Source organism: Streptomyces sp. NBC_01244 (genome assembly GCF_035987325.1).
In the GTDB taxonomy this organism is placed as follows: domain Bacteria; phylum Actinomycetota; class Actinomycetes; order Streptomycetales; family Streptomycetaceae; genus Streptomyces.
In genome coordinates this window covers 6,276,947-6,288,935 of the sequence record NZ_CP108488.1, presented here as the reverse complement: position 1 = coordinate 6,288,935, position 11,989 = coordinate 6,276,947, and the positions used below count along the sequence as shown (strand labels likewise).

General features: G+C 69.7%; 10 protein-coding genes. 5 read left to right on the top strand and 5 right to left on the bottom strand.

Annotation, left to right across the window (positions count from 1 at the left end; all coding sequences use genetic code 11):
* Positions 1-54: 54 nt before the first annotated feature.
* Together OG247_RS28475 and nagB are read left to right on the top strand one after the other, a co-directional pair.
* Positions 55-816 carry an SDR family oxidoreductase gene (locus tag OG247_RS28475; protein WP_327254888.1) on the top strand — a complete coding sequence of 254 codons (762 nt, stop codon included), beginning with the start codon at positions 55-57 and terminating at the stop codon, positions 814-816.
* 148 nt (positions 817-964) lie between these two features.
* The gene (gene nagB / locus OG247_RS28470) at positions 965-1,750 is read left to right on the top strand and encodes a glucosamine-6-phosphate deaminase (RefSeq protein WP_327254887.1); all 786 of its coding nucleotides are present in this window, start codon (positions 965-967) and stop codon (positions 1,748-1,750) included.
* A 296-nt stretch (positions 1,751-2,046) separates the two neighbouring features.
* Here the strand turns inward: nagB and OG247_RS28465 are convergent, their stop codons facing one another.
* The 5 genes from OG247_RS28465 to OG247_RS28445 all read right to left on the bottom strand — a co-directional run bounded on the left by OG247_RS28465 (position 2,047) and on the right by OG247_RS28445 (position 8,276).
* Positions 2,047-3,312 (bottom strand): IS701 family transposase, encoded by a 1,266-nt coding sequence (locus tag OG247_RS28465; protein WP_442813232.1) that lies wholly within the window; start codon positions 3,310-3,312, stop codon positions 2,047-2,049.
* Positions 3,313-3,377: 65 nt separating this feature from the next.
* Positions 3,378-4,868, bottom strand: coding sequence for a glycoside hydrolase family 3 protein (locus OG247_RS28460; RefSeq protein ID WP_327254886.1), 1,491 nt, complete (start codon positions 4,866-4,868; stop codon positions 3,378-3,380).
* 6 nt (positions 4,869-4,874) lie between these two features.
* Complete coding sequence (locus tag OG247_RS28455; protein WP_442813665.1) at positions 4,875-5,666, bottom strand: carbohydrate ABC transporter permease; 792 nt, start codon at positions 5,664-5,666, stop codon at positions 4,875-4,877.
* A gap of 110 nt (positions 5,667-5,776) precedes the next feature.
* A complete protein-coding gene (locus tag OG247_RS28450) occupies positions 5,777-6,808 on the bottom strand; it encodes a carbohydrate ABC transporter permease (RefSeq protein WP_327254885.1) in 1,032 nt (343 codons plus the stop codon).
* A gap of 190 nt (positions 6,809-6,998) precedes the next feature.
* Complete coding sequence (locus OG247_RS28445; protein WP_327254884.1) at positions 6,999-8,276, bottom strand: extracellular solute-binding protein; 1,278 nt, start codon at positions 8,274-8,276, stop codon at positions 6,999-7,001.
* Positions 8,277-8,572: 296 nt separating this feature from the next.
* Here OG247_RS28445 and OG247_RS28440 point away from each other — a divergent pair, with 296 nt between their 5' ends.
* From OG247_RS28440 to OG247_RS28430, 3 genes are all read left to right on the top strand, one after another.
* Positions 8,573-9,337: a GntR family transcriptional regulator gene (locus tag OG247_RS28440; protein ID WP_243336098.1), complete on the top strand. Its 765-nt coding sequence runs from the start codon at positions 8,573-8,575 to the stop codon at positions 9,335-9,337.
* 111 nt (positions 9,338-9,448) lie between these two features.
* Positions 9,449-11,731, top strand: coding sequence for a carbon starvation CstA family protein (locus OG247_RS28435; RefSeq protein ID WP_442813433.1), 2,283 nt, complete (start codon positions 9,449-9,451; stop codon positions 11,729-11,731).
* A complete protein-coding gene (locus OG247_RS28430; protein ID WP_327254882.1) occupies positions 11,728-11,925 on the top strand; it encodes a YbdD/YjiX family protein in 198 nt (65 codons plus the stop codon). The genes OG247_RS28435 and OG247_RS28430 overlap by 4 nt, the downstream gene beginning before the upstream one ends.
* Positions 11,926-11,989 lie beyond the last annotated feature (64 nt).

Here is an 11,989-nt window from a genome sequence, read left to right as displayed (position 1 = left end):
TGAAATCTGATACGGTCATTTCTGTAGCGACCACTAGTGAAAGGGGGGCGTGCCATGGGCGTGCTCAAGGGGAAGACGGCACTGGTCACGGGCGGCAGCCGGGGCATCGGGCGGGCCATCGCGGAGCGCCTCGGCCGCGACGGGGCGCTGGTCGCGGTGGCCTACGGACACAACGCGGCGGCGGCCAAGGAGACCGTGGACGCCATCGAGGCGGCCGGGGGCCGCGCCTTCGCGGTCGGGGCGGAGCTCGGCGTCCCGGGCGGCGCCGAGGCCCTCTGGGCGGCGTACGCGGCCCACCCGCTGGCCACCGAGGAGGTCGACATCCTGGTGAACAACGCGGGCGCGGCCACCTTCGCCGGCATCGGGTCCACCGACGAGGAGACGTACGACCGGGTGCACGCGCTCAACGCGAAGGCGCCGTTCTTCGTGATCCGGCACGGCCTGGAGCGGCTGCGGGACGGCGGCCGGATCGTGAACGTGACCGGCACCCCGGACATCGCCCTGCCCGCGATCCTCGCCACGATCATGGCCAAGGGCGCGGTGAACGCGCTGACGGTCTCCCTGGCCGCCGAGCTCGCGCCCCGGAACATCACGGTGAACTCGGTGGGTCCCGGGATCGTGGAGACCGACCTCAACGCCGCCTGGCTCGCGGACCCGGCGGCCCGCGCGCACGCCGCCTCCCGCTCCGTCTTCGACCGGATCGGCACCCCGCAGGAGGTCGCGGACGTGGTCGCCTTCCTGGCCTCCCCGGACTCCCGCTGGGTCACGGGGCAGCACCTCGCCGTCACGGGCGGACTCCAGCTCTCGCTGCTGTAGGGATGCCTTGCCGATCAGGCCGGGCCCGGGAGGCCGCAGCCGCGGATCCGGCCCACCATGGAGTGTGCGAAGACCCGGCAACGGGGCCTCGCCTCTGCTAGATTGGTCTATACCACAACGTCGCACACTCCAGATCGGCAGGCCCCGCGTGGAAGTTGTCATCGTCCCGGACGCCAAGGCAGGCGGCGAGCTCATCGCGGAGGCCATGGCCGCCCTGGTCCGCCGCAAGCCCGACGCCCTGCTCGGCGTGGCGACCGGCTCTACCCCGCTGCCCATCTACGAGGCGCTCGCCGCCAAGGTCAAGGCCGGACTGGTCGATGCCTCCAAGGCCCGCGTCTGCCAGCTCGACGAGTACGTCGGCCTGCCGGCCGGGCACCCGGAGTCCTACCGCGCCGTCGTCCTGCGCGAGGTCGTGGAGCCGCTGGGCCTGTCCGAGGCCTCCTTCATGGGCCCCGACGGCTCGGCCGCGGACATCGTCGGCGCCTGCGACGCGTACGACCGCGCCCTCGCGGAGGCCGGCGGCGTCGACCTCCAGCTGCTCGGCATCGGCACGGACGGGCACATCGGCTTCAACGAGCCCTGCTCCTCCCTCGCCTCCCGCACCCGCATCAAGACGCTGACGGAGCAGACCCGCGTGGACAACGCGCGCTTCTTCGACAACGACATAGAGCAGGTGCCCCACCACGTCATCACCCAGGGCATCGGCACCATCCTCGACGCCCGCCACCTGGTCCTGCTGGCCACCGGCGAGGGCAAGGCCGAGGCGGTCGCGCAGACCGTCGAGGGCCCGCTGTCCGCCCTCGTACCGGCCTCCGCGCTCCAGCTGCACCGCCACGCCACGGTGATCGTGGACGAGGCCGCCGCGTCCAAGCTGAAGCTGGCGGACTACTTCCGCCACACCTACGCCAACAAGCCCGCCTGGCAGGGTCTGTAAGCGTCGTCGAGAACGCGGGCACGGCGAAGGCCGGGTCTTCCCCCAGGGGAGGACCCGGCCTTCGCCGTACGCGCGCACCGGCGGCCGGACACGGCGGAGCCGGGCACCCCCGTGACGGGTGCCCGGCTCCGGTCCGTGCCGCGGCCCGTGCGCGACCCGGTGAACCTTTCCGGTCGCAGCACTAGTAGTGCTTGGTCAGGTTGGTGTGAGGGTGGGTATGTCGCGGTGACAGGTGGGGCAGGCGCCGGCCCAGGTGGCGAGGAGGGTCTGCAGTTCGCGGACGATTCGGTAGAGGCTCAGGCCGGCGCCGTTTCTTTTGGGGCTCTGGCCAGTCGCTGGAGGGTGCAGAAGGCGTGGGCTGCGGAGACGAGGGTGACGTGGTGGTGCCAGCCGTTCCAGGTGCGGCCCTCGAAGTGGGCAAGTCCCAGGGCCTGTTTCATCTCGCGGTAGTCGTGCTCGATGCGCCAGCGGAGCTTCGCCAGCCGCACGAGTGTGGTTAGCGGTGTCTCCGCGGGCAGGTTCGAGAACCAGAACTGGACCGGCTCTGCCTGATCGGCAGGCCATTCGGCCAGCAGCCAGCACGCGGGCAGTTCCGGCCCGTCGATGGCTTTGCGGACCTCGCGGCCGGCGGGCCGGACCCGAAGGGCAACGAATCGCGAGTACATCCGCTTGAAGCCGCTGCGGCCCGTGCCGGGACGAGATCCCTCGCGCCATTGCACTGGTCTGGCCGCCTGTTTCCCGGCCTCGATGACGAGGTTCTTCACGCTCCGGGCCGGTTCGGGATACCTTGCCACCGGCTTGCGTCCGGTGCCGCGGTAGGGCGGAGTGCAGGGCAGCGCGTCGCCGGGCTGGGCGGTCACGGTGGTGGAGATGCCCACCACGTAGTGCAGCCCGCGTTCCTCCAGGCCGAGACGGAAAGCGGCGGTGTCCCCGTATCCGCCGTCGGCGATCGCGAGGGGGACGTCCAGGCCCCACGACCGTGTCTCGTCGACCATGTCCAGGGCCAGCTGCCACTTCTCGACGTGGCCCAGGCCTTCGGGGATGCCGCACTTCGCCCGGCGGGCCGCCTTGACGGGATCGGCCTTCGGCGAGGCGGGGTCCCAGGTCTCCGGGAGGAACAGCCGCCAGTCGACCGCCGCCGAGGCATGGTCGCCGGCCAGGTGGAGCGAGACCCCTGCCTGGCAGTTGGTGACCTTGCCCGCGGTGCCGGTGTATTGCCGCGTCACACAAGCCGAGGCATCGCCGTCTTTGAGGAACCCGGTGTCGTCGATGATCAGTGCGGTCGGTTTGATCGCCGTCTGCATCATCCACGCGAGTCGGGCCCGCACGTGGGCCGGGTTCCATGGGCTGGAGGTGATGAAGTGTGCCAGGGCCTGCCGGTTCCCGTCCTCCCCGAGCCGGGCGGCCATGGGCTCGACGGACTTGCGTCCGCCATCTGTCAGCAGCCCGCGCAGGTAGACCGACCCCCACCGACGCTGATCCGCCCTCGCGAACGGTTCGAACACCTCCGCCGCGAAATCCTCCAGATCACACCGGACCGCAGCCAACTCCTCGGGCATCACACCCGATCAACGGAACAACCGATCATCCGGACACGCCACCAACGACTGAACCTGACCAAGCCCTACTAGACGCCCGCGATGATCTCCGCGGCAGCGCGCCCACACACCCGGGCGGCGCCGTGCGTCGCGATGTGCAGCGCGCCGCGCGGCTCGGCCCGCGGCACGCCCATCTCGACCACGATCGTCTCCGGCCGCGCCGCGACGAGCGCGTCCAGGGCCTCGGTCATCCAGGGGTGCCGGTGCGCGTCGCGGACCACCGCGACGACGGTGCGGTTCCCCGCGGCGGCCAGGATGCCGTCGGCCGTCGACCCCTCCGGGTACACGCCCGACTCGGTGCCCGGGATCAGCGCGGACACTTCCCCGGCCACCCCCCACGGGGTCTCGTCGCCGACCGCGAAGTTCGCCACCGGGGTGAGCGTGGCGATGTACGGGGCGTTCACCGGGGAGGCCGCCTTGGGCGAGCCCGTCACGGCCACCGCGCGGCGGGCCGCCGCCAGTCCGATGCCGGGCGCGCTGCTCCCCTCCGGCCGCGCGCCCCGGCGGACCTGGCGGGTCCATTCGGCCAGCGACCGGACCCGGGCGGCGGCCTCGGCGAGGCGCTCCTCCGGGAGCGATCCCTCGCGGACGGCCGCGACCAGCGCGTCGCGCAGGCGCAGCACGGTGCCCTCGTCGGCGAGCCCGCCGCCGACGCAGATGGCGTCGGCGCCGGCCGCGATGGCCAGCACCGAGCCGCGCTCGATGCCGTACGTCCCGGCGATGGCCTTCATCTCCATGCCGTCGGTGACGATGAGGCCCTCGTAGCCGAGCTCCTTGCGCAGCAGACCGGTCAGGATCTGCGGGCTGAGGGTGGCCGGGCGGGTCGGGTCCAGGGCGGGCACCAGGATGTGGGCGCTCATGACGGCCTTGGTGCCGGCCTCGATGGCGGCCCGGAACGGTACGAGTTCCCGCACGGCCAGGGTCTCGAGGTCCACGTCGATGCGCGGCAGCGCGTGGTGCGAGTCGACGTTGGTGTCGCCGTGGCCCGGGAAGTGCTTGGTGCAGGCGGCGACGCCGGCGGCCTGGAGGCCCTCGACGTACGCGGCGGTGTGCCGGGCGGCGAGGTGGGTGTCGGCGCCGAAGGACCGTACGCCGATGACCGGGTTGTCCGGGTTGGAGTTCACGTCGGCGGACGGGGCCCAGTTGAGGTTGACCCCGCACTCGGCGAGCCGGCGGCCCAGCTCGCGGGCGACGTCGCGGGTCAGGTCCACGTCGTCCACGGCGCCGAGGGCCAGGTTGCCGGGGAAGGAGGAGCCGCCCCGGACCTCCAGACGGGTGACGTCGCCGCCCTCCTCGTCGATGGCGACGAGCACGTCGTCCCGCTCGGTACGCAGCTGCGCGGTCAGCGCGGCGAGCTGCTCGGGCGAGGTGATGTTGCGGCCGAAGAGACCGACGGCGGTGAGGCCTTCGGCGACCTGGCGGAGCAGCCAGGCGGGGGCGGTGGTGCCCTCGAAGCCGGGCTGGAGGACCGCGAGGGCGTCCCGGGTCACAGTATCCGTGCGGTGCGCAAGGACAGTCATGGGCCGTTATCCCTTCACGGCGCCGGCGGTCATGCCGCCGACGGCCTTGCGCTGGAGGAAGACGAAGATGAGCAGCACCGGGACCGCGAAGAGCGAGGAAGCGGCCATGGTGGCGCCCCAGTCGTTGCCGAAGGCCGTCTGGAACTGGGTCAGCCACAGCGGCAGGGTCTGCGCGGTCTTGTCCTTGTGCAGGATCAGGACCATCGCGAACTCGTTCCAGGCCGTGATGAAGCCGAAGAGCGAGGTGGACATCAGGCCGGGGGCCAGCAGCGGGAAGATCACCTTGCGGAAGGCCTGGCCGCGGGTGCAGCCGTCGATCTGGGCGGCTTCCTCCAGGGTCACCGGGACCGCGGCGATGAAGCCGCGCAGGGTCCAGATGGTGAAGGGCAGGACCATCACGAAGTAGATCGCGGTCAGCACGCCGAGGTTGTTCAGCATCTCGGCGTCGCGGACGATCATGTACATCGCGATGACCATGACCTCCCAGGGCGCCATCTGGGCCAGCATCACGGCGAGCACGAGGCCCTTGCGGCCCTTGAACTTCATCCGGGCGATGGCGAAGCTCGCGGCGAGGGCGACGAGCAGGGCCAGCGCGACGGCGCCGACGGTGACGATCAGGCTGTTCGTGACGTAGGTCCAGAACAGGTCGACGCCGGTGGCCTTGGTGAAGTTGTCCAGCGTCGGGGTGAAGACGAAGACGGGGTCCTTGGAGAGGATCTCGCTGGACGGCTTGAGCGCCGAGGAGAACATCCAGTAGACGGGGAAGACGAAGAGGAGGGCCAGGAGCAGGGCGCCGATGTTCTTGGCGACGGCACCGGGACGGACCGGCCGGCGGTTGCGCAGCTGTGCCGTCTTCACGGACGGCGCGGGCTTCGCGGACGGCGCGGGCTTCGGGGCGGTGGTGGTGGTCACTGCTCCTCCTCCTGCTTCAGGATCAGACGGAAGTAGAAGGACATGACGATCACGAGCATCAGGATCGTCAGGACGGAGATCGCCGCGGCCAGGCCGTAGTGGAACTGGCTCTGACCCTCGACGTAGGCGAAGACGGGCAGGATCTCGGAGCCGCGGTCGGGACCGCCGGCCTTCATCGCGTACACCTGGGTGAAGGCCTTGAAGACCCAGATCACCTCGAGGAACGTGGTGACGAGGAAGAACGACTTGAGGTTCGGGAAGACGACCTTCCAGAAGGTCTGCCAGCCGTTGGCGCCGTCCATCCGGGCCGCCTCGTACAGCTCGCCGCTGACGGTGGTCAGACCGGCGTACATGTTGAGGGCGACGAAGGGGATCGAGCCCCAGACCACCAGGACCGTCACGATCACGAGGGTGGAGAAGCCGGTGCCGAACCAGTTGTGCTGGTCGTAGCCGGAGAAGCCGAGCGTGCGCATCAGCCAGTTCATGACGCCGAACTGCTCGTCGAACAGCCACTGGAAGACGGTCACGGAGGCGACGATCGGCATGGCCCAGGCCATCACCAGCGCCATCGACAGGACCAGGCGCATCCACTTGCCGAGCTTGTTCAGCAGGATGCCGATGAGGCTGCCGATGATCATGATCAGCGCGACGTTGGCCGCGGTGAAGGCGAAGCTTCGGGCCACGACGGTCCAGAACTGCGAGTCGCCCAGCAGCTGGGTGTAGTTGTCCAGGCCGGTGAACGGCGACTTCCGCTGGATGAACTCGATCTTGTCGACCTTCTGGAACGACAGGATGATGTTCTTGATCAGCGGATACAGCAGCAGGGCGGCCATGCTGAGCACGGCCGGCCCGACCAGGAGGTAGGGCCACCACCCCGCGGGGAGCGACTTTCTGCTCTTTCTGCTCCCGCGAGGAGACGTGGGCGTTTCCTTGGCACCGGCGGGCGGCGGCGTCTCGGCCACCCCTGCGGACTTCTGTGGTGCGTCCTGTGGAGCGGAGGTCGCCGCTCCCTGGGAGTGCACGGTCATGTCTGGCTTCCTCGCGGTTGACTGTGGCGACCCGCACCCGCTTCCCCGCTCGGAGCAGGCGGCTCTTGCTTCCGTCAATGCGCGACCGGGGGCGCGGCGGGCGCTCGGGGCGCCCGCCGCACCCCCCGGTGCGATCACTGCTGGTACTGCTGGTGCTGCTGGTACTGCGTACTTCAGGTGATGCCGGGTGTTACTTGTTGATGCGGTTCGCGATCTCGGCGTCGGCGTCCGCGCCGGCCTTGGCCGGGTCGGTGCCGTTCAGGACCTTGGTCATGAAGTCCTTGATCGGGTTCGGCTCGGTCTCGACGTTCGCCCAGCCCGCGGTCACCGGGGTGATCTTGCCGTTGGCGCCGGCCTTGGCCATGGCCTCGGCGAAGGAGCCCGCCGGCGGGGTGAAGTTCGCGCCCACCTGGTTCGGGAGCAGCGCGCCCTTGGTCTCGGCGGCGTACTTGGTCATCTGGTCCTTGCCTGCGGCGAGGGCCAGCCACTCCTTGGCGAGCTCCTTGTTCTTGGAGCGCTCGGCGATCGCCAGGTTCGAGCCGCCGAGGAACACGGTGCCCGTCTTGTCGGCGGTCTTGCCCGGGATCGGGAAGTAACCGAAGTCGGCTTCCTTGCCCGCGTCCTTCAGCGCCTTCTCCGCGCCGCCGGCCTCCCAGCCGAGACCGATCCAGGACGAGACGCCGCCCTTGGGAACGATGTCGGTGGACTGCTGCGGGGTCGCCTCGTCCTTGTCCTTCGGGGCGGTGGAGAAGGACTGGAGCTTCTTGTAGAAGTCCATCGCGGAGGCGGCCTGCGGGGTGGCGAGGCCACCCTTCCACTTGGCGCCGTCCTTGGTGGCGAGGTCGCCGCCCTCGTCCCAGATGAAGCCCGCGAGGACGTACCAGCTCTGGCCGGGCAGGTAGATCGGCTGCGACTTCGGGTCGGCCGCCTTCAGCTTCTCCAGACCGGCGACCCACTCGTCGCGGGTGGTCGGCGGGGTGACGCCGGCCTTCGCGTAGGCCTTCTTGTCGTAGATGACGACGCGGTTGGCCGCGTACCACGGAGCGGAGTAGAGCTTGCCGTCCATCTCGGCCGAAGCCAGCATGCCCTTCGCCCAGGCGTCCGCGCCGAGCTTCGCCTTGTCCTTCGTCAGCTCGGCGAGGCCACCGGTGACCGCGTAACCCGCGGTCTGGGTGTTGCCGAGCTCCAGGACGTCCGGCGGGGTGTCCTCGGAGAGGGCCGTCGTGACCTTCTCCTGGATGCCCTTCCACTGCTGCGTCTCGACCTTGACCGTGACGCCGGGGTGCTTGGCCGAGAACTCGGCGTTGACCGCGTCGATCCAGGCCTTCGGCGCGGAGCCGTCCATCACCCAGACGGTGATCTCCTTGGGACCCGCGTCGGCCTTGGCCTTGCCGTCGTCGTTGCCGCATGCCGCGACTCCGGCCATCATGCCCACGACACTGACCGCCACGATGAGCTTGCGCTTCACGCCACCCTCCTCAGGGATGCTGCCTGCAACTTCCCTTGCCCGCCGCGGTGACTCAAAAAGCACCAAGTACTGCCCGTGGGGCCGGGATCCGATCCATATTGGTGTAGACCAGTAGCTGGAGCTTGGCCTAGACCTTTAGGGGTGTCAAGGGTCTAATGAGCGGGTGATCGGTCCGTTATCGGACCGACACCTGGGGGAGGGAGGAGGCCTGCCCTCCCTCCCGTGTCACGATGTGACCGCACATATCGGAGGAGCCGGTGACGGCAACGAAACTGGAGTCGGGAAGGCGGGCGGCGATGGCCACCGAAGGGGCGATCACGGAGCCGGACAGCGGGGCGGCCACCCGCACGGCACGCGTGCCCAAGTACTACCGACTCAAGCGCCACTTGCTCGATATGACCGAAACCCTTCCACCCGGTACACCGGTGCCGCCCGAGCGCACGCTCGCGGCCGAGTTCGACACCTCCCGCACCACGGTGCGACAGGCTCTCCAGGAGCTCGTCGTCGAGGGACGGCTGGAACGGATCCAGGGCAAGGGAACCTTCGTCGCCAAGCCGAAGGTCTCCCAGCCGCTCCAACTCTCCTCGTACACCGAGGACATGAGGGCCCAGGGCCTGGAACCCACCTCCCAGCTCCTGGACATCGGCTACGTGACGGCCGACGACACCCTCGCCGGCCTCCTCAAGATCGCCACCGGCGGCCGGGTCCTGCGCATCGAACGCCTCCGCCTGGCCAGCGGGGAGCCGATGGCCATCGAGACCACGCACCTGTCGGCCAAGCGCTTTCCCGCGCTGCGCCGTTCGCTGGTCAAGTACACCTCCCTCTACACCGCCCTCGCCGAGGTGTACGACGTGCGCCTCGCCGAGGCGGAGGAGACCATCGAGACCTCGCTGGCCACCCCGCGGGAGGCCGGACTGCTCGGCACCGACGTCGGACTGCCGATGCTGCTGCTTTCCCGCCATTCGCTGGACACCGACGGGGAGCCCGTCGAGTGGGTGCGTTCCGTATACCGCGGCGATCGTTACAAGTTCGTCGCCCGACTCCAGCGCCCCGCCGTCTGATTCGTAGTTGACTCTCGTTCCGCTATACGGACGGGGGGTTACGTCCAGCGGTCGGCCCCCCGTAGATTCCCTGCGCCATTACGCAGATGATCAACGAGGGGACGACGGATCATGACGGAACCACGACCGGAAGCAACACCGCCGGAAACAACACGGCCGGAAGCCGCACAGGCCGTACGGGACGCGGCGAGTCCGGGAACCACGCCGGGCTCGCCCACCTCATCGGGGGGCGCGTCCCCCAAGGCCGTGGCCGCGTGGGTGCTGGTCGGGCTCGTGGGGGCCATCGGCTGGGGCGTGCTGGCGCTCTCCCGCGGCGAGGAGATCTCGGCCGCCTGGCTGCTCGCCGCCGCACTGGGTTCTTACGCGATCGGCTACCGCTTCTACGCGCGCTTCATCGCGCACCGCGTCCTGAAGGTGGACAAGACCCGCGCCACCCCCGCCGAACGACTTGACAACGGTGTCGACTTCCACCCGACCGACCGGCGGGTGCTTTTCGGTCACCACTTCGCCGCCATCGCCGGCGCCGGACCCCTCGTGGGTCCCGTACTCGCCTCGCAGATGGGCTACCTGCCCGGCACCATCTGGATCGTCGTCGGCGTGATCTTCGCGGGCGCCGTCCAGGACATGGTGACGCTCTTCTTCTCCACCCGGCGCAACGGCCGTTCGCTCGGCCAGATGGCCCGGGACGAGATCGGCCCGGTCGGCGGCGCCGCCGCGCTGATCGGCGTCTTCGCCATCATGATCATCCTGCTGGCCGTGCTGGCGCTGGTCATCGTCAACGCGCTGGCGCACTCCCCGTGGGGCGTCTTCTCCATCGGCATGACCATCCCGATCGCCCTCTTCATGGGCTTCTACCTGCGCGTCCTGCGCCCGGGCAAGGTCACCGAGGTCTCCGTCGTCGGCGTGGCGCTGCTGCTGCTCGCCATCGTCGCGGGCGGCTGGGTCGCCGAGTCCTCGCTGGCGGACACCTTCACCCTGGAGAAGGAGACGCTGGTCATCTGGATGATCGCCTACGGCTTCGTGGCGTCCGTCCTGCCGGTGTGGATGCTGCTCGCCCCGCGCGACTACCTCTCCACCTTCATGAAGGTGGGCACCATCGGGCTGCTGGCCGTGGGCGTGGTCATCGCCATGCCCACGCTGAAGATGCCGGCGGTCACCGAGTTCGCCTCGCGCGGCGACGGCCCGGTCTTCGCCGGCTCGATGTTCCCGTTCGTCTTCATCACCATCGCCTGCGGAGCCCTGTCCGGCTTCCACTCCCTGGTCTCCTCGGGCACCACCCCGAAGATGATCCAGAAGGAGACCCAGGTCAGGGTCATCGGCTACGGCGCGATGCTGACCGAGTCCTTCGTCGCCATCATGGCGATCATCGCGGCCTGCATCATCGATCCCGGCCTGTACTTCGCCATCAACTCCCCCGGCGGGGTCGTCGGGGCCACCGTCGAGACGGCCTCGCAGGCCGTGACGAACTTCGGCTTCGCCATCTCCCCCGAGGCCCTCGCGCAGGCCGCGAAGGACGTCGAGGAGACCAGCCTGCTGTCCCGTACGGGCGGCGCGCCGACCTTCGCACTCGGAATGTCGGAGATCTTCTCGGCCGTGATCGGCGGCACCTCGATGAAGGCCTTCTGGTACCACTTCGCGATCATGTTCGAGGCCCTGTTCATCCTGACCACGGTCGACGCGGGAACCCGCGTGGGCCGGTTCATGCTCCAGGACACCCTCGGCAACGTGCACAAGTCCTTCAAGGACGTCAGCTGGAAGCCGGGCGTCTGGTTCGCCAGCGCGATCGTCGTCGGCGGCTGGGGCTACTTCCTGTGGGTCGGCGTCAAGGACCCGCTGGGCGGCATCAACCAGCTCTTCCCGCTGTTCGGCATCGCGAACCAGCTCCTCGCCGCGGTCGCCCTGGCCGTCTGCACCACCCTGCTGATCAAGTCCGGCCGGCTCAAGTGGGCCTGGGTGACGGGCGTTCCGCTCGCCTGGGACCTGGCCGTCACGCTCACCGCCAGCTACCAGAAGATCTTCTCCGACAACCCGAAGATCGGCTTCTTCGCGCAGCGGGACGTCTACCAGGACGGCATCGACGCGGGCAAGGTCCTCAAGCCCGCCAAGAACATGGACGAGATGCACACCGTCGTCACCAACGCCACGGTGGACGGCGTCCTGTCGGTGTTCTTCGCCCTGCTGATCATCATCGTGCTCGTGGACGCGGCCCGGACCTGCCTCCGGGCCATCCGCAAGCCCGAGTCGGTCACCCTGACCGAGGTCCCGTGGACCGAGTCCAGGCTCGTCGCCCCGGCCGGGCTCATCCCGACCGCCGAGGAGCGCGCGGAGCTCGCCGCGGCCGGCCTCGACTCGGGCGGGGGCCGGGTGGAGGACCCCGTGCGGGAACCGGCGTGACGCGCCTGCACCACGTGCTGAGCCGGGCCCGGTACTTCGTACGGGAGTTCTCGGGCGAGGCGGCCTACGACCACTACGTCGCCCACGCCCGTACGCACGACCCCGACGCCGAGGTCCAGTCGCGCCGGGCCTTCGAGCGGGCCCGTACGGACGCCCGCGAGGGCGATCCGCGCGAAGGGTTCCGCTGCTGCTGAGCCGGAGCGCCCCCGGGGCCGCCGCATCACCGTCCACCCGACGGAATGCGGCGGCCTCTTTCCT

Bases quoted from the DNA above. Each gene is read 5' to 3' on its own strand.
- OG247_RS28475 (WP_327254888.1), top strand. From the start codon at position 55: ATGGGCGTGCTCAAGGGGAAGACGGCACTGGTCACGGGCGGCAGCCGG.
- OG247_RS28460 (WP_327254886.1), bottom strand. From the start codon at position 4,868: ATGACTGTCCTTGCGCACCGCACGGATACTGTGACCCGGGACGCCCTC.
- OG247_RS28450 (WP_327254885.1), bottom strand. From the start codon at position 6,808: ATGACCGTGCACTCCCAGGGAGCGGCGACCTCCGCTCCACAGGACGCA.
- OG247_RS28440 (WP_243336098.1), top strand. From the start codon at position 8,573: ATGGCCACCGAAGGGGCGATCACGGAGCCGGACAGCGGGGCGGCCACC.
- OG247_RS28435 (WP_442813433.1), top strand. From the start codon at position 9,449: ATGACGGAACCACGACCGGAAGCAACACCGCCGGAAACAACACGGCCG.